At 65.9% G+C, this 25,947-nt stretch carries 16 protein-coding genes and 1 pseudogene; 9 read left to right on the forward strand and 8 right to left on the reverse strand.

All coding sequences use genetic code 11. From position 1 onward, the window contains the following. Positions 1-33: 33 nt before the first annotated feature. Together C7R54_RS16180 and C7R54_RS16185 are read left to right on the forward strand one after the other, a co-directional pair. Positions 34-726 (forward strand): glutathione S-transferase C-terminal domain-containing protein, encoded by a 693-nt coding sequence (locus C7R54_RS16180; RefSeq protein WP_129151460.1) that lies wholly within the window; start codon positions 34-36, stop codon positions 724-726. An 18-nt stretch (positions 727-744) separates the two neighbouring features. Further along, on the forward strand, positions 745-1,803 hold the full coding sequence (locus tag C7R54_RS16185) for an FUSC family protein (RefSeq protein WP_129151461.1): 1,059 nt from the start codon (positions 745-747) through the stop codon (positions 1,801-1,803). 49 nt (positions 1,804-1,852) lie between these two features. On the opposite strand, the gene C7R54_RS16190 is transcribed toward C7R54_RS16185, so the two are convergent. The 3 genes from C7R54_RS16190 to C7R54_RS16200 are packed head-to-tail and all read right to left on the reverse strand — an operon-like array spanning position 1,853 to position 5,643. Beyond that, positions 1,853-2,839, reverse strand: coding sequence for a Bug family tripartite tricarboxylate transporter substrate binding protein (locus C7R54_RS16190; protein WP_240039550.1), 987 nt, complete (start codon positions 2,837-2,839; stop codon positions 1,853-1,855). Between the two features lie 7 nt (positions 2,840-2,846). Continuing rightward, positions 2,847-4,598, reverse strand: a complete 1,752-nt coding sequence (locus C7R54_RS16195; protein WP_240039551.1) for an acyclic terpene utilization AtuA family protein — start codon at positions 4,596-4,598, stop codon at positions 2,847-2,849. 13 nt (positions 4,599-4,611) lie between these two features. Then, positions 4,612-5,643 (reverse strand): Bug family tripartite tricarboxylate transporter substrate binding protein, encoded by a 1,032-nt coding sequence (locus tag C7R54_RS16200; protein ID WP_129151462.1) that lies wholly within the window; start codon positions 5,641-5,643, stop codon positions 4,612-4,614. A gap of 120 nt (positions 5,644-5,763) precedes the next feature. Here C7R54_RS16200 and C7R54_RS16205 point away from each other — a divergent pair, with 120 nt between their 5' ends. The 5 genes from C7R54_RS16205 to C7R54_RS16230 all read left to right on the forward strand — a co-directional run bounded on the left by C7R54_RS16205 (position 5,764) and on the right by C7R54_RS16230 (position 16,583). Continuing rightward, positions 5,764-6,678, forward strand: a complete 915-nt coding sequence (locus tag C7R54_RS16205) for a LysR family transcriptional regulator (protein WP_129151463.1) — start codon at positions 5,764-5,766, stop codon at positions 6,676-6,678. A gap of 87 nt (positions 6,679-6,765) precedes the next feature. Then, positions 6,766-7,089 (forward strand): antibiotic biosynthesis monooxygenase family protein, encoded by a 324-nt coding sequence (locus C7R54_RS16210; RefSeq protein ID WP_129151464.1) that lies wholly within the window; start codon positions 6,766-6,768, stop codon positions 7,087-7,089. A gap of 286 nt (positions 7,090-7,375) precedes the next feature. After that, a complete protein-coding gene (locus C7R54_RS16215) occupies positions 7,376-8,341 on the forward strand; it encodes an acetamidase/formamidase family protein (RefSeq protein WP_129151465.1) in 966 nt (321 codons plus the stop codon). 670 nt (positions 8,342-9,011) lie between these two features. Further along, positions 9,012-9,182, forward strand: coding sequence for a hypothetical protein (locus C7R54_RS16225; protein WP_240039552.1), 171 nt, complete (start codon positions 9,012-9,014; stop codon positions 9,180-9,182). Between the two features lie 351 nt (positions 9,183-9,533). Further along, on the forward strand, positions 9,534-16,583 hold the full coding sequence (locus C7R54_RS16230) for an autotransporter outer membrane beta-barrel domain-containing protein (RefSeq protein ID WP_129151466.1): 7,050 nt from the start codon (positions 9,534-9,536) through the stop codon (positions 16,581-16,583). A gap of 86 nt (positions 16,584-16,669) precedes the next feature. On the opposite strand, the gene C7R54_RS16235 is transcribed toward C7R54_RS16230, so the two are convergent. From C7R54_RS16235 to C7R54_RS16250, 4 genes and pseudogenes are all read right to left on the reverse strand, one after another. After that, on the reverse strand, positions 16,670-17,356 hold the full coding sequence (locus C7R54_RS16235) for a Crp/Fnr family transcriptional regulator (protein ID WP_129151467.1): 687 nt from the start codon (positions 17,354-17,356) through the stop codon (positions 16,670-16,672). A gap of 80 nt (positions 17,357-17,436) precedes the next feature. Further along, positions 17,437-19,869: a putative bifunctional diguanylate cyclase/phosphodiesterase gene (locus C7R54_RS16240; protein WP_240039553.1), complete on the reverse strand. Its 2,433-nt coding sequence runs from the start codon at positions 19,867-19,869 to the stop codon at positions 17,437-17,439. Between the two features lie 174 nt (positions 19,870-20,043). Next, a pseudogene (gene murJ / locus C7R54_RS16245) lies at positions 20,044-21,621 on the reverse strand (murein biosynthesis integral membrane protein MurJ). 87 nt (positions 21,622-21,708) lie between these two features. After that, positions 21,709-22,416: a GntR family transcriptional regulator gene (locus C7R54_RS16250; protein ID WP_129151468.1), complete on the reverse strand. Its 708-nt coding sequence runs from the start codon at positions 22,414-22,416 to the stop codon at positions 21,709-21,711. Between the two features lie 279 nt (positions 22,417-22,695). Between C7R54_RS16250 and C7R54_RS16255 the strand changes: the two genes are divergently transcribed. Next, complete coding sequence (locus C7R54_RS16255) at positions 22,696-24,096, forward strand: MFS transporter (RefSeq protein WP_129151469.1); 1,401 nt, start codon at positions 22,696-22,698, stop codon at positions 24,094-24,096. Beyond that, positions 24,093-24,857: an SDR family NAD(P)-dependent oxidoreductase gene (locus tag C7R54_RS16260; protein WP_129151470.1), complete on the forward strand. Its 765-nt coding sequence runs from the start codon at positions 24,093-24,095 to the stop codon at positions 24,855-24,857. The genes C7R54_RS16255 and C7R54_RS16260 overlap by 4 nt, the downstream gene beginning before the upstream one ends. A gap of 34 nt (positions 24,858-24,891) precedes the next feature. On the opposite strand, the gene gcvA is transcribed toward C7R54_RS16260, so the two are convergent. Beyond that, positions 24,892-25,791 carry a transcriptional regulator GcvA gene (gcvA, locus tag C7R54_RS16265; protein ID WP_129151471.1) on the reverse strand — a complete coding sequence of 300 codons (900 nt, stop codon included), beginning with the start codon at positions 25,789-25,791 and terminating at the stop codon, positions 24,892-24,894. Positions 25,792-25,947 lie beyond the last annotated feature (156 nt).

A 25,947-nucleotide genomic window follows, 5' to 3' on the forward strand; every position in this document is an offset into this window, starting at 1 on the left:
TCAAAGACGGCGTCGTTCCAAATGGGAGGCCCCATGCTGACCCTCTATTCCTACCCGGACCTGTTCGGCGTCGCGGATAACAATCCGTTCGGGCTCAAGGTTTACACCTTCATGCGGCTGTGCGGGCTGGAATTCCAGCATGCACACATCCTGGACACGAAGTCGGCGCCCCGGGGCCAGCTGCCATACCTGACGGACGGCGACGCGAGCATTGGGGATAGCGATGCGATCATTGCCTACCTGACCGGGAAATTCGACCTTGGCATCGATGCCGGGCTCACACGGGAGCAGCAGGACCTGGATTTCATGATGCGCCGAACGCTGGACGACCTCTACTGGCCGATGAGCTATTCGCGATGGCGCGATGAACGGTATTGGCCGGCATTCCGCGATGCGATCATGACGACGCATATGGATATCAGTCGGGAGGCCCTGGAGGCGGCGCGAGAGTACAACCACCTGCGGTATCACTATCAAGGCATCGGGCGCTATGAGCCGGCCCAGGTCTATGCGCGCGGCGTGGCGGACTTGCGGATGGCGGCCGATTTGATCGGAGGTAAGGCCTTCGTATTCGGCACGACGCCCCGTACGGTGGATGCCGCGATCTTCGGCTGCGTGGCGAATATCTATTTCTACGATATCGATACGCCGCTCAAGCGCTATGTCTCGTCCCGGCCTGAGCTGGTGCGACATTGCCTGGCAATGCGTGAGTTGATTTCGGTATGACCGCAAGGATGTCGGCACGTGCGCCGTCCGTTGACTCTCATCGTGGCCTGGCTTGACCGCGTCGATCCCGGCGCGCACCGGCGCATCAAGGGACTGCGTCTAGGCACGGCCTACGGCATTGCGACGGCCGTGGGAACCTTGCATGACGTGAGCGTCAGTGCGCCGGCAGGTGTCTCGCCGGGCGCATTGGCGGCGAGCTTTGCCTTGTGGGCCAGCGTCTCGGAGGCCAGGACGACACGGTTTACGTCCAGCCGGGATCTGCTCTTGCTGTGCTTGGCAGCCGCTGCGGGTGCGGCGCTCTTCGCGGTGCTCGCGCCGCTGCTGCACGCGCGTCTTGGCGCGGACAAGGAATGGGTGCTGGTAAGCGGTGCGTTCGCTGTCGGCTATCTGAAACGATACGGCATCCTGGGTGCCGGGATGGGCTCCCAGATCTATATCGGCCAGTTGACCGCCTGCACGATGGGATTGGGCCGGACAGACATCGGCGCGATTGTCGTCGCCGCACTGATCGCCATGCTGGCGTCGATCGTGCCGCGCTTGCTGAGCGGCTCCGCCGAACGCCCCGCGCTGATGGCGGCTATAGCGCCAGTGGCCGAGCCCGGCAGGGGGTATTCCGCGGAGCTGGCGATGGGATTGCAAGCGGCGGCGGCCACCATGCTGATTGTCGCCTTGGCCGACCTTCTGGGCCTGATCGAGTCCGTGTGGGCGGTGACCGCCTGCATCTACGTGGTCGCCGCGACAGCCGCGGGGACGCTCGAACGCGTGAGGCGGCGGATCGCCGGAACCCTGGTAGGCGTCCCACTGGCGTTGGTGTGCCTGCCGCTGGCCACGGAGGCGCCGCTATTGCTCTGGTGCGCCGCCGCGCTGGCGATGATCGTCTACGCCATGGCCCTGCCCGAGCGGTATGACATCGCCTGCGGCGCGTTCGCCTTCACGTTGTTGGTCACGCTGGCGGCGGGAGGAGAGCACGGGCTCCCCGTGCTGCTTGCGCGCCTGTGGGAGACGGTGCTGGGCAGCGTGATCGGAGGTGCGACCGCCATGCTCGTGCTGCCATTGCGCCCGCGCTTTTCTCGCTGATGTGTCCCGACCAGATCAGCACGGCGGTTTGGGTCGCCGTGGGTGAGGCCTACTGCGCGGTTGCTCCCGCGGCATGCACGAGCTCTGCCTGACGCGGGATTTCGCTCTCCAGATACGCGGAGAGCGCGGCGGGTGGTCCCGCCTGGATCCGCACTCCCATGTCTTCGATCGCGGTCCTGGAGTTGGCGTCGCTCAGTACGCCCTGCAAGGCCGCATTCAGCTTGGCAATGATGTCCGCGGAAACGCCCTTCGGCGTCAGCAATGCAAAGCAGGTGTCGCTGATCAAGTCGGGATAGCCTTGCTCGGCGGCCGTCGGAACCTGCGGGAGCACCGAGGCCCGCGTTTTCGAGAAGACCGCGAGCACCTTGATGTCACCGGATTTGACGTGCCCGACCGTCATGGGCACCACCGGGAACATCGCATCCAGTCGCCCGGCTTCCAGGTCGGTCAATGCCGCCCCAGGCGTCTGGTAGGGGATATGCACCATCCGCCCTCCCTCCAGCCGGTTCACCATTTCACCGGCGATATGCCATGAACTGCCGACGCCGGTGGAGCCGTAGCTGATCTTGTGCGCCTTGTCCTGCGCGTAGGTCACGAAGTCCTTGAGTGAATTGGCTGGACTGTCGCGCCCGACCGCGAGGACGTTGGGCGTACAGCCGACCATGCCCACCGGCGCGAAATCGGTGCGCGGGTCATAACCCACCTGCTTGTAGAGGGCGAGATTGGTTGCAAGCGGTCCGGTCCAGGATAAGGTGATGGTGTAGCCATCCGGCTGTGCACGGGACGCTTGCGCCATGCCGACGTTGCCGCCGGCCCCGGGCCGATTCTGCACGACTATCGACGTTTCGAGCCGCTTCCCCAGCTCGGCCGCCAATAGCCGGGCGAGCGGATCGGAAGACCCCCCGGCGCCTGAAGGCAATATCAACATGATGGGCCGTTCCGGCCAGCCAGCGGCCTGGCTGGTTCCTGCCAGCGCAAGCCCGATACCCAGGCACGCCGCGCCCGCCCACATTCTTCGCGCAGTGATACGCATCATGGTGTCCTCAAAGAATGCTGACCTGGGTCTCGATGCAGTCCCGCGGGACCAGGCAGGAACTCAAGCCGATGACCGAGCGGACCCGGGAGCCCGGCGCGCTGGTGGCCCACTTGCCGGTTCCCGCTACGCCGTTGACCGCGAGCGGGTCGATTTCCTTGCGCAGTTTTTCCGCTTCGTGTGGGTCCTGCGTCTTGAGCGCCACGCGCAGGATGACTTCATAAGGATCCTGGCCAGGCGGAGGCGTCGCTTCCCGATGTACGCCATTCAGGCCCAGATAATCGAATCGCAGCTCTTGGGCCTTCAGGTTCACCGCCTCGAAACGCTTGCTCAGGAGATCTTGCGTCATCTTCGCTCGCTGGAGCGAACTCGGTCCGGCGAAAATGACCATCTCCTCGGTCATGTAGCCTTCGCGTATGCCCACCAAGGCTTTCAAGGTGTCGGGCCGCTTCTGCCCGGCCAACTGCCCGATATGGACGGCCACCTCGTCCCTGGCGGTTTGCGTGAACGTCACGGCGCCGAGATTCGTCACGCAGTCGGGGGCCAGGTATCGAGCTGGGTCACCCACCTCATAGAGCAACTGTTCCTTGCAGGTGGCCGGCGTGAGCAGCCCGCCGCTGCCTGGCACCTTGCTCAACCTGATGTGGTCGTCCCAGACTTCCGCGATGGGGCTGCCCAGGTTTTCCAGTCCCGGCACGTCCTTGTAGCCAGGGTCCGCAAAATAGCCGCCCGTCAGTTGCGCGCTGCACTCCATCAGGTGTCCGATGACCATGCCTCGCGCCATCTTTTCGTGATTGCCCAGCGGCCAGCCGAACTCGAAGGCCAGGGGGCCGAGATAAAGGCAGGCATCGGCCACGCGCGTCGTCAGGACGACGTCGGCGCCGTCGCGCAAGGCTTGCACGATACCCTCGCAACCCAGATACACTTCCGCGGAAACGATGGAAGCCCCCGCGTCGGCCACCGGTTTACCTGTCTCCAGGAACTTGAGTCCCATGTCGGCGATGCGGTCCGTCAGGTCGGCCCCCGTCACCGCGGCGACCTTCAGGCCGGGTAGCCCCAGGGAGTCGGCCAATGCCTTGATCCGGCGCGCCGCGCCCACCGGGTCCAGCCAGCCCTGGTTGCTGATGATGCGTATGCCTTTTTCCTTGCAATCCTTGAGGATGGGACCCAGTCGGTCGACCAGGTACGGGTCATAGGCCATTGCCGCGGCCCCGCCCCGGCCAGTATCCTGCTTGGCCACCTGCGCGGCGCTCATGGTCACTTCCGACATCGATTCAAAGCAGATGTAGTCCAGGTCGCCCCGGTCGACCAGATCGCGAGCAGCGCTGAAGCGGTCGCGCGACCAGGCCGTCGCCGACCCCAGGCGTATGCTGCGGCCCGATGGCTGGGCAAGGGTTTCAATGGGATGGCTTTGATCCCGATCGCGACGACCGACGTAGCCTGAAGGCACTTCCACCGGCAGCGTCAGCATCAGCGACGACAGCGCCTTGCCGGACTCCTCGAAAGCGAGCGTTCGGGAGCGGCCGCCTTCCAGCACTTCCTCCATCACGAAATTCAATGCTCCGATGGAAGGCACCTCATAGCGATGAATCGGTCCACGCGCAATCGATCCATAGACCTTGCGTACGGCCTCCACGGTGATCTGGTCGCGAAGAATGTCGTAGTCCTTGGCGTCGTACGCGATCACCGACACCATGCTGCTGTTTCCCTTTTCGCCAGAGCGCGAATGCGCCACCTCTCGCAAGGGTACGGTCTTGTTCATCTCCATGACTTCCTTATTGAATTTGCGCACCGGTGGCGTGTATCACTTCCGCCCACTTGTCGATATCCCGCCGCAGGAATTGCTGAAAGGCTTCGGGCGAGTTTCCCACCAGGGAGAATCCCTGTTGCGCGAGCTGTTTCTGCACCGCGGGGTCCGCCGTCGCCTGCTTGACGGATAGATTGATCGCGTCGACGACGGGGCGCGGCGTCCCGGCGGGCGCGAACAGGCCCATCCAGGCGGTCGCGTCGAAATCGTTGATGCCCAGCTCCGTAGTCGTAGGCACCTCGGGCAGCAAGGGTGTTCGCTGCGGTGCGAGCACGGCAATGGCCTTCAGTTGCCCGCTGTTGATCTGCGCGACCACCGCCGGGACCTGGTAGAAGAGCAGGGGTACGTGACCCGCGATCGTGTCCGCGATGGCCTGGCCCACTTCCTTGTAGGGGACGTGATTCAACGGCGCACCGGTACGCAGTTTCAGCAGCTCGCCGGCCATCTGGCCCGACGAGCCGATGCCGCCCGTGGCGTAGTCCAGGCTGCCGCGCTTGCGAGCAAGTTGCACGACGTCCTGCAGCGTGTTGGCCGGCAGGTCTTTATTCGCCACCAGCACGTTGGGGAAGTAGGCAACCAAGGAGATAGGCGCGAAATCCTTGAGGACGTTGTAGGGCAGGCTACGCATCATCGATTGGTTGATGGAATGCGAAGAGATGGTGCCCATGGCAAGCATGTATCCGTCCGGCGCCGCATGCGCGACCATCGCGCTTCCCACCGCGCCTCCCGCCCCAGCCTTGTTTTCGACGATGACAGGCTGGCCCAGTCGCTCCGACATATTCCTGGCGATTACGCGCGTGAGAATGTCGGTACTGGAGCCCGCGCCGTAGGGGACGATGATGGTGATGGGGCGTAGCGGGTACTTCGGCGCCGCGGCGTCCTGTGCTGACGCAAGTGCCGCCGACAGCGACAGCAGGCCTCCAAGGGCAGCTGATAGCAGTTGCCGACGTCGGTCGCCTGGGAATGCCCTTGTGCCTGGAAATCGATCGAAGCGATGCATGGGGTTGTCTCCTGTCCCGGTGCGCATCTCTGGTGCGCTGGCATCGATCTTAAGGAGGCTCGGCGATCAAAACAAATGTTATGTTTGCGCTAATCGATAACCAAATCCGATCGCTGGGCCATGGACGAAAACTGGCTTTTGTCGCTGCGGCGCACCAAGCTCAACCAGCTCGTGTCTTTTTCGGCGGTCGCCGCCGAGGGCAGTTTTCGCCGGGCCGCGGCGCGCCTGCATATTTCCCAATCGGCCCTCAGCGTGCAGGTGCAGCAACTGGAACTTGCCCTTGGGGTTCATCTGCTGCATCGGGATACGCGCAGCGTTCGCCTGACCAGCGAAGGCGAACGGCTGCACGAGGCGTTCAAGCATTCAGGACAGGGCCTGGCGCGCGTGCTGTCGAACTTGCGGGAGGAGGGGCGCTTGCAGCAGGGAACTGTCAGCGTGGCCGTGCTTCCTTCGCTTGCGTCGACATTTCTGCCACGGGTCATGCTGCGGTTTCAGGACGCCTTTCCCGGCATCAAGGTTCGAATGAAAGACGCTGACTCGCAGCGTGCGCACGAGCAGATACTGCGGGGAGGGGTCGACATTGCCATTGCTTCGCGCGGGTCGCCGGATGTGACCTTCCACAAGCTGTTCGAAGAGAAGCTGATGGCTGTCGTAGCCGCATCCGACCCGTACTTTGCCAAGCGCCGGTCGGTGACCTTGGCACATCTGGCACGTCGCCCGCTGCTGCTCAATCCGCGGGGCGTGGATCATAGGGAGCGAGTCGAGGAGATGTTCCAGGCGGCCGGACTAGCCATCGTGGCCGCGCAGGAACTGACCAGCACCGCGCCCCTGGTCGCGATGACGGCAATAGGCCTTGGGGTATGCATACAGCCCTTGAGTTCACTGCAGGGGCTGGATCTGGCGCATTGCCGATTGTTGCCGCTGAAGCCGGCGGCGACGCGGGAGGTCGGGGCGATCGTGCCGCCGGACCGGACCCTCTCGCCCGCCACGGCGGCGTTTCTGGCGTTTCTTCTGTCGAACTCGGGCGCCGCATAGGCAGTCCGTTATCATCGCTCCGTCGCTCAAGGCGCCATTGCGATATCCAGGCAGTGGCGGCAAACAAGGCAGAACCAAGAGGCAGCAATGTCCATCGCAAAGACCGGATCCACTCCCTACTACGCGGTAATCTTCACGTCCATCCGTACGCCCGGCGACGATGGCTATGCCGACATGGCGCAGGCGATGGTCGAGGCGGCATCCAGGCAACCCGGATTCCTGGGCGTCGAGTCCGCGCGGGAAGAGGTCGGAATTACGGTTTCCTATTGGGACAGTTTGGAATCGATAGCCGCCTGGAAACGGGACGCCGCGCACCTCATCGCCCAGCAGACGGGCAGGGAGAAATGGTACGAATCCTACAAGACCCGTATTTGCCGCGTTGAGCGAGACTACGATTTTTCGCGAATGTGATCTCGTTCGGCTGTCCCGGGCCAACTCTTCGGCGCCCGATAGAAGATCGGTTGGGCGCCGCTGGCGACGAACCCGCAACGTATCGGGGCGGCCACCGCCTTGCCTGGCCGGGGCGCAGTGCGGTCGGCCGATGCCAACGGTCGTGTCGACGTAGGCTTGCGTCGCAAGCAGCGGGAGACCTTTGTCCGCGAACCTCTGACTCGCGATCCTAGGAATAGGCCCCATATCGATGATGGCCGGGTCAGGATCATGATAGGACCCCGTCCCATCTTGAGCCCACCCCGCCATGCCCTCACATCACCTGCCTGCTTCCCCCGAAACCATCCACTGGGGATACTTGAGCGCGTCGCTCAAACCGGCCATCACCATAGACTCCGGCGAAACGGTCACCATCGATACGGTCAGCGGCGGCCCCGGCTACCTGAACGAGTTGGGTGTCGAGCTGCTGCCCGAGCACCGTCTCATTCATGAACAGTGCAAGCCCATGTTCGCCGGCCATATCCTGACCGGGCCCGTCGGCATCCGCGGCGCCGAGCCCGGTGATGTGCTGGAGGTCCGTGTCCTGGATATCAAGCTGCGCTATCCATGGGGCTGGAACTCACAACTGCCTTTGCGCGGCACCTTGCCGGAAGACTTTCCCAACCGGCGCATCGTGGCCATACCCATCGACCGGGAGCGCATGACCGCCGACACGGCGTTCGGCCCGTCGATCCCCCTGGCGCCGTTCTTCGGCGTCATGGGCCTGGCGCCGCGTCCTGAGTACGGCCCTGTCAGTTCGATCGAGCCGCGCGAATACGGGGGCAATATGGACAATAAGGAGTTGGGCGCGGGCTCGTCCGTCTTCTTCCCGGTACAAACGTCCTTGGCCCTGTTCTCCACCGGCGATGGACACGCCGTGCAGGGAGACGGCGAGGTCTGCCTGACCGCCCTGGAGACGTCGCTGACCGGTACTTTTAAATTCTTTCTCCACAAGCAGGTCCCGCTGGAGCTCCCTTTGGGGCAGACCGAAACGCACATCATCACGATGGCGTTCCACGATGACCTGGACGATGCCGCCAAGATCGCCTTGCGCAAGATGATCGCGCTGCTGTCCAGGACCCAGGGCTGGTCCCAGCAGGATGCCTACACATTCTGCAGCCTGGCCTGCGACTTGCGCGTGACGCAATTGGTCGACGGGAACAAGGGCATCCACGCGATGGTCCAGCGTAGCCTGCTCACGCGGGACATCAGCATGGATCAATTGCGCGCCTGACAAGAAGTTGCACCAAACCAGGGACGTGCGCGTGCACAACATTTACGGCCTTTCTGTCGGGTCTTCCCGAAGAGGTATTTGCAGCGACAGGCCATCTGCGCATCGCCATGACAAGCGCGGATATCTCGACCACCCCCGGGCGTACCCAATAACGGTTCGGAGGGCATGCGGTTCCTGGGTTATCCCGTTTTCGAACCCCTGGTTGACTGGGACCTGCGCAATGCGAGCGACAAGCGGGCGGGCATCCGTCCCGCCCTCGCGGTTCGCGCGGTTCGCGGCCACAGCACAGCGCTGATCGGCGTGGTAGCGCCGCGTATACACGCCGTCCGCCGATTCGCTGGTACCATCAAGCCGCTTGCGCCACATAAAAAAAATGGCGAGAAGCGGGGTGTTGGGTCACCTTGTTTTTCCTGTCTCTACCTTCGGCGGACGTTGCGGTTAACCGCGTGGCGCGCCGAGTAAGTCAAGGCGGCCATAATATCCCGGAGCCGGTGATACGACGTCGCTTCGAAGCCGGATTGCGTAACTTCAAGGACAGCTACTGCCAAGCCGTTGACGATTGGGTCATGTACTCCAACGAAGCGTCGACCCCCCGCATGATCGAATGGGGAGAGAACTATGAAGCCCAAGGACATATCCAAGGCCAGGAACCCCGGATCTTCGCGCCTCGATGGCCGGGATGCTGCGCGCGGCCGAGATGGCGCGCGAAATAGCCATCCAGACGAACACCGGGATCGTCGTGCAGAAAGAGGGGAAGCTGGTTCATATCAGCGCCGAGGAATTGCGCAAGGAGCGGGATGATTGCGAAAAATCCTCGTCGTCCGCGAAGCATAAGTCCTGATGCGATAGCCGCTCTCCACTTCCTGGCGCTGGTTTCAAAACGGCCCGCTCTGTTTTCCATCCTGCGCGACCGCAGGCAGCTCGTCGAATCCCGAATCCTTTAATACCGCCGACCGGGCCCCGGTCGCGGCGTGGGGCGCTGCGCAGCCCAGACCACAGGCCCCCATGTCCCCAGGGCCCCAGGCCAATTCGGCCGTCTTCACGCGTCATGTCCTCAGTTCTAGGGACATACAGCTAGGCGCAGGTTTTCTATGCTTGCCCATCGTCCCAAAGCTGTAATTCCCTTGAACCGAGGATGATGTCCATGGCCCGCCGCCGGCTTCCTTTCCGCCTTACCGTTCTTTCGACCAGCATGGCCAGCGCCTTTGTGGGCAGCGCCGCGTTCGCCGGGAACTCGATCAACTGCGGGGGTAGCACCAGCGGGCTCTCGTGCTCCACGGGGAATATCTATACGGACACGTTGGTCATGCAGGCCGACAATACCTTCAACCCCATCCCGCACGTCACGGCAAGTTCCACCGGAAGCATCACGGTGACGATGGGATCGTCGACCAAGGCCGCGTTGGAAGTCCTGTCCATCGCCAACGGCGGCGACCCGTCGGGCAACCTGACGGGCGTCGATACCCAGGGCATGACCGTGACGAACCAGGGTGCGCTTACGCTGGTGCCGCCGACAAGCTCCATTGTGACCAATGGCACGGTCTATGGGCTGTTCGCCCAGATGCTGGGCGGCAACGCCGCATCCAGCAGCGACCAGAAATACGGCGGCAATGGCGGAGTGGCCGGCCAGTCGCCGAGCGAGATCCTGTCCGTGACCAACAACGGCAACATCACCATGAACCTGCCGGGCGTCACGTCGCAAGGGGGAGCGGCCGTGGGCGCCTTCAGCGCCGGCGGCGCGGGCGCCGGCACCACGGACGACCACAACCAGGGCGGCGCCGGTGGCCAGTCCGCGGGCGTCGCCATCGACAACGCCGGCACGATCAACGTCACCCTCGCAGGGACGAAGCGTTTCGCGGGCCTGCTGGCATCCAGCAGCGGCGGCAATGCCGCCGACCAGTATGACGGCGGCCTCAATACCGGCGGCGGATCCGGTTCCGCGTCGGTCAGGAGCACGGGCAGCATCAACCTGAACTGGACCTGGGCCCCCAACGCCGAGGCCTCATCCGCGCTCTATGGCATCCTGGCCCAGACCCAATCGGGCAACGGCGGGGCGTCGCTGACGGACGGCCTGGGCAATGGCGGAAATGCGGGTACGGGAGACGCCCGGGATCTCAGTGCGATCGTGACCCTGCTGGGCGGCGGCAACGTGACGGTCAACCAGACCGGCACGCCGCCCGCGGCGGGCGCGGGCGTGGCGGCTATCGCCATTGGCGGCAAGGGCGGCAACGGCCTGGCCGACGAGGATGGCACGTCCGGCGGCAATGGCGGCAATGCGGGGACGATAGGCGCTTCCTCGGCCGCCCTGCAAATCAACGTCACCGACGCCAGCGTGTCAACGAACGGCGATCAACTGCCGGCCTTGCGGATATTGGCGCAAGGCGGCGCTGGCGCCGGAACCTACAACCAGGGCAGCTACCACGATCGCAACGGCGGCCAAGGCGGCTCGGCCGGCGACGCGGCCGTTACGATGTCCACCTCGGGCGTCGCCATTGCACTGTCGACGAAGGGCGACACGTCCGCCGGCATCCAGACCTCGCAGACAGGCGGGGCCGGCGGCGCCGGCGGCGACTACGGCGGCGATGGCATCGGGATCGGAGTCCACGACGCGGGTACGGCCGGCAATGGCGGCGACACCGGCAACCTGTCCATCACGCTGGCCGGAAGCAGTGCCCATGCCATCACCATTACGACTATAGGCAACGATTCCCCCGGCATCCGTGCCCTGCTCAAGGGCGGTACGGGCGCCGATGGGGGGCAGCTTACCGGCACCGTAGGCGGGGGCAGCGGCGGCGGCGGCGGCGCCGGTGGCGCTACCGGGAAAATGACGGTGGCGTTGCAGTCTACGACGGTCTCCACGCAGGGCGCGAACGCGTTCGGCATCCTGGCCCAGAACCTGGGCAACAATGGCGGTGACGGCGGCTCGGCCACGACCTCCGTCGCGGATGGCGGCGATGGTGGCGGAGGCGGTTCGACCGGGGCGCTGACGATCTCGACGGACTCGAACACATCGATCAAGACGGCTGGCGCAGGCGCGGCCGGCATCGTCGCGCAGACGGCGAGCGGCGCCGGCGGCAACGGCGGCGCGGCCGATGCGCAATTGGGCGGGGTCGACGGCAATGGCGCGTCGGGCGGCGCGGCCGGCGCGGTCACCGTGACCAACGGCGGCACGATCTCGACCCTGGGCCTGGACGCGGCCGGCATCGTGGCCCAGTCCCTAGCGGGCGGTGGAGGCAGCGCGGGCGACGAGGCCTATGGCATCTTCTACAGCAAGGGCGGCAGCGGCGGTTCCGCCGGGTCGGCCGGCGTCATTACCGTCAACAACACCGGAACGATCACGACCGGCGGCACGCTGGCGCTGGGCATCCTGGCGCAGTCCGTCGGCGGCAGCGGCGGCGTGGCGGGCAGCGCCGCCGGCCTGGGCGTTTCCCTCGGCGGCGATAGCGACACCAATCCCTACAGCTCCAACGCCAACGGCGTGAACATCAATGCGTCCGGCTCCATCACGACCAACGGCCTTTCCGCGATCGGGATCCTGGCGCAATCGGTCGGTGGCGGGGGCGGCACGGGCGGCGGGTCCCAGGGCCTGGTCAGCATCGGCGGCAGCGGCGGCAAGGGTGGCTCGGGCGGCGAAGTCACCGGCACGCTGACGAACCTGTCGATCACGACCAACGGCGACAACGCCTACGGGTATGTCGGTCAATCCATCGGCGGCGGTGGCGGCAACGCGGGCAATGCCGATAGTTTCGGCCTGTTCACGTCCGTGGCGATCGGACAGTCGGGCGGCGATGGCGGCACAGGCGGGGCGATAGACCTCAAGCTGTCGAACACCAATATCTCCACCCAGGGCACCAAGGCCGCGGGCGTGGTCAGCCAGTCCATCGGCGGCGGCGGCGGGACCGGGGGGCAGGCCTTTGCCTATACCGTTGGCGTGGGCGCCGGCGCCACCGTGGGGGTCGGCGGGCAAGGCGGCACCGGCGGCAACGGCGGCAGCATCAATACGCAGATGGTGGGCGGCAGCATCAAGACCGGCCAGAGCCAGGAACTGCTCACCGGCACGTGCACGGGATCCGACTGCCTGGCGGGCATGAACGAGCTGCCGGTCGATGCCTTCGGCGCCGTCATACAAAGCATAGGCGGGGGCGGTGGCCTGGGCGGAAACGCAACGGCCAAGGCTGCGGCGATCGGCATTCCGGTGGACGAGAAAGGGGACCAGGTTGCGATACCCGTCGCCGTCGCGGTGGGCGGCTCCGGCAATATCGCCGGCAATGGCGGCTACGCGACCTTCGCCGCGGCCCAAGGCGCGGCCATCGAGACGCGGGGGCAAGGCTCGCACGGCGTCCTGATCCAGAGCATCGGCGGCGGCGGCGGCGCCGGCGGCGATTCCTCGTCGCTGGCCGCGGCGCTCGATTATGGATCGACGCTTCCGGACGGCGCGCTGTCACTGTCCATCCAGACGTCGATCGCCCTCGGCGGCAACGGCGGCGGCGGCGGGGACGGCAGCTCTGTCTGGTCCGCCCTGGGAGGCCTGGTCAGCGTGTCCGGCGGGAATGCGACGTTCACCGCGGATGCACCTGGCACAGCCAAGAGCACGATCGAGACCTACGGCGATTACGCCAACGGCATCGCGGCCCAATCGATAGGCGGCGGAGGCGGCAATGCGGGTTTCGGCAGTGGGAACACGCAGTCATTGGGCACGGGAAACATCCTCAATGTGAACATCGGATTGGGCGGCTTGGGAGCCAAGGGCGGAAATGGCGGCGACGTCCAGGTGCAGGTCATGCCGACGGGAACGATCACGACCTTGGGGTCGGGCGCCATAGGCGTGCTGGCCCAGAGCGTAGGCGGGGGCGGCGGCACGTCGCAGGGCGGTTCCTACAATCTCATCTTCGAGGCCAAGCACGTCGAGCCCAACATCGATGTCAAGGTCGGCAGGCCGGGCGGCGCCGGCGGCAAGGGCGGTACCGTGGACGTGAGCGTCGGCGGCGTCATTACGACCAACGGCGGCGATGCGGCGGGCGTGCAAGCCCAGTCCATCGGCGGCGGAGGCGGGCAGGGCGGCGCGGCAGGGTCGGACGGCTCCGCCGACAACCCGGTGCTTTCCGCGCTGGACGGCCGGGCGGACGCGATAGATGCCTTGAAAGACATCTATGAAATGGTCCAGCAGAAATGGCCCAGCACGTACCAGCTCAATCTCGGCATAGACGTATCCGTGGGCGGCGCGGGCGGCCCCGGCAATACGGGTGGTCCGGTAAACGTGACCCTGGATCCCACCGGCAGCATCACCACCGCGGGCGATTGGTCCATGGGGATATTCGCCCAGAGCGTGGGGGGCGGCGGCGGCAAGGGCGGCGCGGCGCTGGCGACCGGTTCGGGCTGGCTCGATCCCACGCATTTCGACCTCAACAACAATGTCAGCGTCGGCGGCGACGGCGGCGGAGGATCGAACGGCGGCCCGGTGACCGTGGCGCTCGATGGCGGCCAGATTTCGACCGGCGGCTTTGGCGCGACGGGCCTGTTCGCGCAAAGCGTCGGCGGCGGCGGCGGCCATGGCGCGAATGGATCGGACGGTTTCTATGGCACGCTGGCCCTGGGCCTAGGCTTCGGCGGGTCCGGCGGCGGAGCGGGCAACGGGGGCGTCGTCACGCTGAATCCCTCCACCGCCACGACCATAGGCACGCAAGGCGAGGCGGCATTCGGCGTGGTGCTGCAGTCGGTCGGCGGCGGGGGCGGCTTCGCGGGTGCCGGGACCAGCGTCCGGGTGGCGCTGGCCAATGGTCCGATTCCGGCGCTCAACCTGACCAGCGGCAGCGCCGTGGACACGGCTACAGGCCAGGGCGTCCAGAACACGAGCTCGGGCGACGGCGGCGCCGTAACGGTAAACAACTTCAACAATGTAGGCGGCCCGGCCATCACCACCAAAGGCAGCAATGCCTACGGCCTGGTGGCCCAAAGCGTGGGCGGTGGTGGCGGGATCATCATCAACTCCCAGAACCAGCAGCAGACGGTCAGCGCGGTCAACGCTTCCATTTATGGCACCACGCCCGGAATCGGCGCGACGGCCAATGGCGGCGACGTATTCGTCGACCTCGCCGCCGATACGCTGATCACGACGTCCGGCACGGGCGCGCACGGCCTGATCGCGCAGTCGGTGGGCGGTGGCGGCGGCATCATAGGCCTGCCCGGCAGCGCGCCGACGCTGAAGGTGGTCACCGTCCAGGACCCCGGCCTGACGGCGGGCGATGGATTCGGCGGCACCGTCACGGTGACCCACCACGGCACCATCAATGTCAGCGGCGCCGGCGCGATCGGCATCCTGGCACAAAGCGTCACGGGCGCCGGCGGGCTCAGGTTGGCGTCCGATGGACATACCGTCTATGCGGGCGGGACGCCGGACGTGGGCTACGGCGCCGCCGCGGTCAGCGTCAAGCTCACGGAAGGTTCGGTCGTCAACGCCACCGGCGAGAACGGCATCGGCGTTTTCTCGCAAAGCGCCAATGGTTCCTCCAACATCGTTACCGTGGACGGCAGCGTCACCGCCGGATCGTCCTCCGCGGCGGGCATCGGCGTATGGCTGGACGCCTACACCGGCGGCGGCATGACCGTGGGCAGCACCGGTTCGATCACCGCGGACACCGCCATCCTGGCCACGACTGGCGGACTCGATGTCGACAATGCCGGCACCGTGACGGGATCGGTCAGCTTGAACGGCGGCTCGTTCACGAACACGGGCACGTATGCGGCGGGCGCTGAGTTCGAGGGCGCGTCGCTGGCGAACAGCGGCACGGTTGCCCTGGGCGGCCGCGAAGGGACATATTTCGGCTACGACCGGACCCGGTTCGCCGCGACGACCTTCAATACGGCGTATGCGCAAACCCCGGCCGGCGTCCTGCAGGTCGGCGCGAACTTCGACAACCTGACCTCCGATTACTTGACGATCAACGGTCCCGCGAACCTGGATGGGGTCTTGCGCGTGGCGCCGCGCGCCTTGCTGCCGAATCGGGAACTGGGCGTGCTGACGGTCAATGGCGCCCAGTCCGGTGCCTTGGTCGCATCGGACTCGCCGGTCGTGGACTATGAGACGCGGCAAGACGGCAATATCACCCGCGTGCGCGCCGTCGCCGCCAACTTCAATGCCGGCGCGATGCAGCTCAAGCACAATGCATCGACCTTGGCCGGTGCGCTGCAACGGGACTGGGACCAGGGTGGATCGTCCGCGCTGGCGGAGCTCTATGCGGTGCTGGACACCGCTTCTCGCCAGGGCGCGGGCGCCTACCAGTCGCGCTTGTCGGACCTGTCTCCCGGCGTCACGCTGGCGCCGGCCGCGCAGATGCAGCTGGGCATGGCAAGGTTCACGGGGTCGATGATGTCCTGCCCCGCATTCATCGGCGACGCCGCCGCGACGAAGGAACAGAACTGCGTATGGGGGCAGGTGACCGGGCGTCATACGAGCCAGGACGCCAGCAAGGGGTCGTCGGGATTCGACTATGACAGCGTCACGTACCAGGTCGGTGGCCAGAAGCGGATCGCGCCCGATTGGTATATGGGCGGTTCGTTCGCTTACCAGAACACCCATCTCAGTGGCGACGACCATCGTGTCACCGGCTCGGGAGACTCGGGATATGCCGGCCTGGTGCTCAAGCGCGAAGCGGGGCCGTGGACGTTCTCCGGCGCGCTGGGCGGCGGCTATGGTTCCTATGACATGTACCGCAGCCTGAATATCCCGAACTACCAGCGGCAGGCCAAGAGTTCGCCCGATGTGTACAGCTTCGGGGCACGATTGCGCGTGGCGCGGACATTCAGCGACGGCGCGTTCTACGTCAAGCCCTATGTGGACCTGGACGCGACCTATTCGCGCATGCCGGGCTACAAGGAATCGGGCGACGCCCTGCGCCTGCAAGTGGCCGGCAGCGACCAGTTCGTGCTTGGCATCGCGCCCACCCTGGAAATCGGCGGACGCACGGAACTGCCGCGCGGCGCGGTCATGCGGCCGTTCGCCTACGCGGGCGTGTCGGTGCTTACCGAAGATGGCTGGAAAACCAGGTCGAGGTTGAGCGGCGCGAGCGACGATGCCGGCAGCTTCACCACCGTCATGCCCACGGACAATGTGATCGGCCGTATCGGCGCCGGGCTCCAGATCATGCATGCCGACGGACTGGACTTTCGGCTTCAATACGACGGAGAGTTCGCGTCCAGGGGAACCAGCCATTCGGGATCGCTGAAGCTGGCGTATCGGTTCTAGGTATCGATTCTAGATATCGGTTGCAGGCGGGCGGCCGTGCCAGGCCAGGGCGTCCGGAAGGCCGGTACGCCGCATGCCGGTTGGAGTCAGAGTTCGGACGCCAGCCGGCGGACATCGAGCACGACGATGCGGCGATTGAGGATCGCGATGACGCCCTGGCTGCACATGCGCTTGAGCGTGCGAGTGATGGTCACGCGAGTCAATCCCGTCATCTTGGCGATTTCGCCGTGCGTGAGGTTGACCGCGAGCAGCGTGCCTGCCACGGGATCGAGCACGTCCTGTCCGTGCAGGCGCATCATGCGCAGGATGAATTCCTTGACGCGCCACTCGGGCTCCGTCCTGAACATATGTGAGAGCCGTTGCGCACAGACCTGGTGCTGGGACGCCTGGACTTGCACGAATGCGCCCATCAGGTCCGGATCGGCCGACAGCGCCGCGCGAAACCCCTTGGCGTCGAAGCACAGCACGTCGGTATCCCGTTCGGCCCGGGCCGTGCAATGCAGGGGCACGCTGATCAACGCGGCGCCTTCCCCGAACATGCTGTCGGGCCCCAGTATGTCGTACACGGCGTCGTAGCCATCGGGAAAGACGACGGTCAGGTGGACTTCACCTTCGAGGATGAAATAGAAGGACTGCGGCGTTTCGCCCTGGTGGCCTATGACGCTGCCCTTGCGAAAGGTAGCGCGGCTGCCCAGCGAGCCGACGCGCCGCCAGATCTCGGCGCATTCGTCCGATATGGCCCACGTGTTTCGTTTAAGAGGAACTCGAAGCACTCTAGTCTTTCTTACGAGGGGCCGATGCGGAATGATGACAGCGGGATGTCAGCGTGTCATCCTCCATTTGGGGCATGACATCACGTGATGCTTGTGCTTGCAGGCCGCTGCGGGGAATCGGGCCGTTGCGCCGGCATAGGCCCTGGCCGGTCCGCGCATCCCGGCAATTCCCAGCCTGTTTCCGGAGGCATATCCTGGGGCCTTGCCACGCTGCCCGCGGCCGCGTAGAACAATGCGCCGGGCAAGGGCCTGCCCAGGAAATAGCCTTGCAGCACGTGGCAGCCGAGATCGGTGAGGAAAGCCTGCTGGAAGGCGGTTTCCACGCCTTCCGCGACGATGTTCATGCGCAGGATCCGGCCCAGTGCGACGATGGCCGTGACGATGGTGGCGTTCTCCGTGCCATGGGCGAGCGCCGCGACGAACCCCCGGTCGATTTTCAGCTCGGCGGCGGCGATGCGCTTCAGGTACAGCAGGCTTGAATAGCCGGTGCCGAAATCATCGATGGAGATGCTCACGCCCATCCCGGCGAGGTGGTTGAGGATGGCGACGCTGGCCTCCGGGTCGCGCATCGCGGTGGCCTCGGTGATCTCCAGGGTGAGGCTGCCCGGCCGCAGCCCGTGGCGATGCAGGGTGTCCCGTACCGAGTCGACCAGGCCGGCGTGGAAGAACTGCAGCGGCGACAGGTTGACGGCAATCGACCAGTCCTCACGGCCGTCGTCATGCCAGCGCGCCATTTGCCGGCAGGCTTCGTCCAGCACCCAGGCGCCGATGGGAACGATCAGCCCGGACTTTTCCGCCACGGGCATGAAGCCGTCCGGGGTCACATAGCCCCGTTCTGGATGGCGCCAGCGCAACAGGGCTTCGGCGCCGACGACGGTGCCGGCGGAAGCGAGGAACTTGGGCTGGTAATGCAGCTCGAATTCGTGCCCGGCCAAGGCGTTGCGCAGCGCCTTGACCATGGAAAGCTGGTCCTGCACATCGGAGTTCATCATCGCGTCGTAGAAGCGATAGCTGTTTTTTCCTTGTTGCTTGGCGTGATACATCGCGGTGTCCGCGCTGGTCATCAGCGCATGCTGCGTCGTGCCGTTCCAGGGGTAGATGGCGATTCCTATGCTGGCCGTGACGCGCAGTTCGTGGTTGGCGATGGTGATGGGGTGGTCGACCGCCTCGATCAGCTTCTGGGCGATGATGGCGACGTCCTGCGGCTCCTTGCTTTCGACCAGGAGGACGAATTCGTCGCCGCCGACGCGGGCGACGGTATCCTGCAGGCGGACCGTGTCGCTGATGCGGCGGGCGATCGCGATCAGCAGCTGGTCCCCGGCATGGTGGCCGCAGGCGTCGTTGACCGCCTTGAAGTCATCGAGATCCAGGAACATGACGGCGAAATGATCGCCGTTGCGTTTGGCCCTTTCCATGGTCTGGGCCAGCCTGCCCTCCAGCAAGAGGCGATTCGGCAGGCCGATCAGGGCATCGTGCATGGCCAGGCCGGTGAGTTTCCGGTTGACCCGCAAGAAAATGATCCGCAGCGCAAGCAAGGTCAACACTGTGGCGACGACGGAGGCGATGAGCCAGGCCCGCAGCCTGCCATAGGCCAGGCTTATGTCATCCAGCGCGGCGTCGTAGGCAGCGTCGCGCAGCGCGATGATGGGCTGGTAGGTGGCCTGGGCCCGCTCCCGATACGCCGGTCCCGTCATCGGGAAGGCGCCATCGGAGAAATGGGGCGCCAGTTGCCGCTTGAGGGTTTCGTACCGGTCCATGAACCGGATCTTGACGTTGTCGATGGCTTCGACCAGCGACGGGGCTATCCATCTGTCGCTGCGGGACGCGAGTATGCCCGCCCAGACCTGCCGCAATTGTCCTTCGTAGACGAGGAAATCGTCCTTGTCGGCCGCGCTTACCGGCCGTGCGTCGACGACAAGCTGTTGCAGCAGGCCCGCCTGCTCGCCGGCAACCGTTCGCAGGATGCCGGCCTGGCCGGCGATCTGGCTTGACGCATAGGCGGGCCCGTCGACGGAGGACAGCAGGTCGACCTCGCTGCGCACCAGCCAGGTGACTTCCGCGTTCACGCCTATCATCAGGTCGACCATGCGGGGAGCGGCGGCCCGCCGTTGTCCCGGGGGGCGATTCAGTTGTTCATCGCAGAAGCCGCGGCTGGCGGCCAGTTTCGCGGCGACCGCCTTGCTTCTGGCGAGCAGGCCGGCGCTGCCTTTATCCCTCGAAACCAGGACGTCCACGCGCGCCAGCGCGGTGGTGACGGCCGCATCGGTTTCCTTGCGCACGGCATGCAAGTGAGGCACGGCGGCTGCGTCGCTCAGCGCCAGGGTCGAGGCGCCGCGCTCCGAGGCTATGTAGCCCTGGATATTGGCCAGCGCCTTGATGGCCTGGATGCGCGCCAGGCTGGTGTCCAACTCGCCCATCTGGCCGACCGTGCGCCAGCAAAGCGCTCCCGCCAGGCCGATGACGACCAGCTTGATCAGGAGCAGCGCGAAGCCGAGCCAATTACGAACAGGCATTGAAGCCACCCAGTGTGTCCAGACGCCTGTAGGGTCGCGCGGCGGGTGTGGACGGACTTTCGGACGAACGAGTCTACTGTCACCTCTGGATACGTGGTGTATCTGGAGATACTATCCGCCGAATTTTGTTTTTCATCAAATACAAGCTGCGCCTTGCGCGCCGGCGTCCCGGGGTCAACGCTTCAGCCGCCGCGCCAGTTTTTGCAGGAACCCTCGGCACTCGTCCACCTTGCCCAGGTAGGTGAGGGCCAGGTACAGGCTGCCATAGACCCCGAGCACGGCGAACGCCAGGAGTATCGGTTCCTTCCACCCGAGCGCGATTTTCGCGGCATAGGCCGCGGCCGCCGCGGCCGCCGCCGACGTCCATAGGGTGACGACCAGGCGTCGCGGCAGTCCGGTGACGCCGATCCGGGCGTTCATGGTGCGGCGTAGCAGGAACAGTTCGACCCAGCCGGCGATGCCCGCGGACGCCGTCAGGCCCACCGTGCCCCATTGCGGCGCGATGCCCAGCAAGGGGGGCAGGCCCAGCGCGCAGGCCAGGCCCAGCATGGTCGTGAGCGCCAGGCGCACCAAGGCGTAGCGCAAGGGCGTGCGAGGATCGAGCAGGGCATAGTAGGTCGACGAGTACAGCCGGCCCAGCGTCGAGGCCAGCAGGCCTATGCCCGATCCCGCCAGGATGGCCCAGACGAACACCGCGTCCTCGTGCGTGAACCGGCCGGACTGGTAGAGCGCCGCCGTGATGACATCGCCAAGGACGAAGAAGGCCATGGCCGATGGCACCACGAAAAACGCGATGCGGCGCATGCCCTGGTCCAGGCGCCCGCGCAGCGCGGCGTGGGCGTCCGCGGCCGTGCCATCGCCCAGCGTGCGCGCCATCGCCGGGAGCTCGGACGCCGAGATCGCCATCCCGAACAGGCTGACGGGCAGCATGTTGATCGATGCCGCGGTCGTCATCGCCGCCATCGCGCCCTGGCCCAGCAGGGTGGAGATGGCCTGGTCCACATAGGCGCTGATCTGCACCACGCCCCGGCTGATGGCGACCGAGCCGAAGTTGCGGACGACCTCGCGGACGTTGGCGTTGGACCCGTCCGGGCGCAGCGGGAGGCTGCCCGTGAGCTTGAGGACGGGTGGCACCTGGATGGCGAATTGCAGCAGGGAACCCAGCGTTGCGCCCCAGGCCAGCCATACCGCCAGCATGGGTAGCGGCGCATGCCTGAACACCACCATGGCGATGATCATGGAGAGATTCCAGATCACGGGGGCGGCATAGGACAGGAAGAAGCGGCGGTGGCTGTTGAGGATGCCCAGGCACCAGGCCGAGCCCACCAGCAGGCCCACCCCGGGAAAGAGGATGCGGACCAGGAGGATGGTGAGCTCGCGCTTTTCGCCGGTGTAGCCCGGGGCGACCGCCCAGATCAGCTAGGGCGTGGCAAGGATGCCGATCAGGACGATCAACGAGATGACCAGCGCCAGGATGGCGGCGAGGGCGCCCGCCACCCGGTTGGCTTCTTCTTCCTTGCCCTGGGCCAGCAAGCGGGCGTAGACCGGGATGAAGGACGCGGAAAGCACGCCTTCGCCGAAGAGGTTCTGGAGGAAATTGGGCACGCGCAGCGCGGAACTGAACGCGTCGGCGATGTCCGAGAGCCCGAAATAATGCGAAAAGACCCGTTGCCGGACCAGTCCCATCAACCGGCTGCAAAGTATGCCGGCGCCGACCAGGATCGCGTGGCGGCCGCTATTGACGCGAGGCATGGCTGTGCCCTGAAAATTGGGCGATTCTAGCAAGCCGGGGTCAGGACGACCGCAAGGCAACGCTAAAGCCGGCCCTCAAGCCAGCCCTCAAGCCGCCGCGGGTGAGGCTTTTTCCGCTTCCTGCCGATGATGGGCCTTGACCGCCCGCTCGAACCCGTTGTGGACATGCTGGCGCATGGCGCTGGCGGCGGTGTCGGGGTCGCGGGTGGCCAGGGCGTCGAGTATGGCGCGGTGCTCCTCGTGCGAGGCAGTGGAGCTGCCGGCCAGGGAAAAACCGCGGCGGCGCAGCAGGTGCATGCGGTTGACGACCTGGCGATAAACACCGATGAGGGCCGAATTCCCCGTCATCCGCACCAGGCGGTCGTGGAATGCGACGTTCAGCTCGAAATAGCGATTCACGCCCTCGCGCGCGGCCGTGCCCTCCAGTTCGGTCAGCAGGCCGCCCAGTTCATGCAGCTGTTCGTCGGTGATGCGGGGGGCGACCCGGCGGCCGACCATTTCGTCCAGGCCCGCACGCAGGTCGTACAGTTCCGCCGCCTCTTCGTCCGACAGGTCGCGGATGAAGACGCCCCGGTTCTTCTCCAGCCGCACCAGCCCCGCTTCCTCCAGCGCGCGGAACGCTTCGCGCAAGGGACTGCGGCTTACGCCCAGCCGCTGGGACAGTTCGCTTTCATTCAAGCGCGAGCCGCCCGTCAGTTCGCCTGACTTGATGCCGCGCAATATCTCTTCCTGCACCAGGGCCGAAAGCGTCATGGAGCGGAACAGGTCGATGGGAATGTTGGGCGTTGGAGGCATGGGCGGTCGAATAAGCGCATACGCATGAGGCTGCGGCGTCGCCGGGCATGGTACGCCGGGAGCGCGGGGTTTGGCCATCTTCAGCGCCGGGTCAGGCGCTTGGAATATGCTCTCGCCAATATTGTCTGATCGTCGACAATATCAATAATCGTCAGCATAAGAGCAAATACGATAAATAACGTCGCCTAATTTGCCGATCTGGACGGAGCGTCTGCCGCGGGAGGACCACGCAGGATGGTCGGGTGCTGTCGCGCCCGCATGACAACGTGGAGTCGAGACATGTCCAATTTCGTCAGGACCGGTGTTTTCCGGGGCGCGCCGGGCAGGGTATTCCTGCTGCTGTGCGCCATGTATTTCATCGAGTACGTCGACCGGGTCAACCTCTCGGTCGCGGCGCCCTTGATCAAGGAGGAGTTCGGCCTGAGCAATACCCGCCTGGGCGTGGCCTTGTCCGCTTTCGGCTATTGCTATGCCGTGTTCCCGGTCATTTGCGGTTACCTGGGCGACCGCCTGGGACCGCGGCGCATGCTGGCCATCTCCGGCGTGCTGTGGGCGCTGGGGACCTTGTTGACCGGGTTCGCCGGCGGCCTGGCGGGCCTGGTGTTCGCACGCCTGCTGGTCGGCACTGGGGAGGGCGGCACGATACCGGTGGCCACGCTGGCCATGAGCAATTGGGTGACGCGCCACCGGCGCGGCTTTGCCCAGGGGTTCACCCATTCGGCCTCGCGCGCGGCGGCGGCGCTGACGCCGCCGCTGGTGGTGTTCCTGATTCCCCTCATCGGCTGGCGCGGCGCGTTCATGGCGATGGGGGTGGCCAGCCTGGCGTGGGTCGTGGTCTGGTACGGCTATTTCCGCGACGACCCGCGCGACCATGGCGCGGTGACCGCGGCTGAACTCGCGGCCTTGCCGGCCTTCAGCCAGGCGGGTCGTGGACGACGCGGCAACGGGGGCGCCGGCGCGCCGCCCGTGCCCTGGCTGGCGCTGTTGCGCCGCATCCTGCCCGTCACGCTGGTGTTCTTCGCCCATGCCTGGGCGCTGTGGATGTACCTGAGCTGGCTGCCCAGCTTCTTCGTCTCGCATTTCCATATCGACCTGAAGCATTCGGCCTTTCATTCAGGGGCGGTGTTCGCGGCGGCGGTCATCGGCAATACGGCGGGCGGCGTGTTGACGGACTGGCTGTACACACGGACCGGCAATCTCAATGCCGCGCGGCGTAACGTGGTGATCCTGGGTTTTGGCGGATCCATTCCTTTCCTGGCCAGCGTGCTGTTCCTGCATAACGAGATCGGCGTGGCCCTGTGCCTGGCCGTCGCGCTGTTCTTCCTGGAACTGAGCGCGGGGCCGGTGTTCGCCACCCCGATGGATATCGCGCCGGCCCACGCAGGCGTGGCGACGGGTTTCGTCAGCACGGCGGCGGGGTTGGCGGCCGTGATCTCCCCCATCACCTTCGGCTACCTGGTTGACGTCACGGGCAGTTATACGTCGCCCTTCGCCCTGTCCATCGCCATCCTGGCATTCGGGATCGTCATGTCATTCTGGATGCGGCCGGACCGGCCGCTGGAGCCGCCGGCACCGGGCGAGCTGGCCGTGCACCCGCCGGCGCAATTCGGAACTGCATCGCCGGCGCAGTCCACATCGCAGGTTTATCGACAACGCTCGGCAAAGGAGCAGGCAGCATGAGTCTCGGCAAGAATCTACCCCTGGACGGCAGGGTGGCCATCGTGACCGGCGCCGCGCGCAATATCGGGCGGGCCACCGCCGTGGCGCTGGGTCGGCAAGGGGCGAGCGTGGTGGTCAACGTGCATACGTCCGCCGACATGGCGGAGGAAACGGCCGCGCTGGTGCGCGCGGCCGGCGGCCAGGCGACCGTGCATCTGGCCGACGTGTCGCAGCCGCAAGGCGCGCGTGCCCTGGTCGATGCGGCGGTCGCGCGGTACGGCCGGATCGATATCCTCGTCAACAATGCCGCCGTGCGTCGCGAAGCCCGCATCGACGACCTGGACTGGGCGCAATGGCGAGAGGTGACCGGCGTGATCCTGGACGGCGCGTTTCTTTGCGCGCAAGCCGCCACGCCGTGGCTGCGCCAGTCGCCGGCGGGCGCCATCGTCAATATCGGCGGCATGTCGGCGCACGCGGGGTCGTCGGGACGCGCGCACGTGATGGCCGCCAAGATGGGCCTGGTGGGCTTGACCCGCGCCTTGGCGCACGACCTCGCGGACAGCGGCGTGACGGCCAACTGCGTGGTGCCCGGCCTGATCGATACCGTGCGGGGCCATTCCGCGACCGGCGCGCCCGCGCATCACGCCTCGCACGCCACGCTGCTGGGAAGGCGCGGGACGTCCGAGGAAGTGGCGGACCTGATCGTCTTCCTGTGCGGCCCGCAGGCCCGCTACCTGACCGGGCAGACCCTGCATGCCAATGGCGGCGCCTATCTGGGGTAGGCAAGTGGGGTAGGCAAGATTCGGGCGCTTGAGGTCAGTCCGCCACGGCGCCGCGCGCCCGCGCGGTCAGCCACGCGCGAAAACAGGCGACCTTCGGTTCGTCGGCGCGGCTGGCGGGGCACACCAGGTGATAGCCGCGCGGACGGCGCAGGACCAGGGGATGCGGCGCGACCAGTCTGCCCTGGGCGAGGTCCTTTTCCAGATAGCGCAACTGGCCCAGCGCGACGCCCAGCCCTTCGGTGGCGCATTGGTAGATGATGCTGAGGTCTTCGTAGTACATGTCGCCGGCGCTGACGCCTCGTTGCGCGCCGGCCAGGGCGATCCAGTCCGGCCAGTGCTGCGGCCGGCGATTGGAGTGCAGCAGCGGCAGGCGGAGCAAGGCTTCCGTGCCGCAGGGCACGGGCAGGCGCCGCGCCAGCGCGGGCGCCAGCACCGGCGTCAATTCGTCGCTGAAAAGCAGGTCGTTGCGCAGGCCCTCCCAAGGACCGTCGCCGTAGACGATGCCCATGTCCGCGTTCTCGCGCGTGAAGTCCACCCCTTCGACGGCGCTGCTCAGGCGCACGTTGATGTCGGGATGCGCGGCCTGGAAGGCCGGCACCAGCGGGATCAGCCAGCGCACGAACAGGGTCGTGTGGCCGCGTATGGTGAGGACCTGCTTGGCGCCCGTCGTTACGAGTTCGCGGGTGGCGTTCGTGATGCGGGCGAAGGCCTGCGTCAGGGCCGCGGCATAGGTGGCGCCGCCGCGCGTCAGGCGCAGCTGGCGGCCGGACCGATCCAGCAGCACGAACCCGACCCAGGACTCCAGGGCCTTGATCTGGTGGCTGACCGCGCCTTGCGTGATGTGCAGTTCCTGCGCGGCCAGCGTGAAGCTCAGGTGGCGAGCGACGCTTTCGAAGACGCGCAGCGGATTGAGAGGAGGCAGTTGCGGATTCATTTATTAGGTTTGCTCATGCGGCCTTGAAAAATTCTCGATGGTGTCCGGACGAAGCTGTCCCTAAGATCAAGGAATAACGCCGAGAGCGCCATGGTGGAGCCCGGTGGCGAGCCCCGAACCCATTACTTTTACTACGCTATCGGGGCGGGAGACATT

It is taken from the genome of Achromobacter aloeverae (assembly GCF_004121055.1).
GTDB lineage: Bacteria > Pseudomonadota > Gammaproteobacteria > Burkholderiales > Burkholderiaceae_B > Bordetella_C > Bordetella_C aloeverae.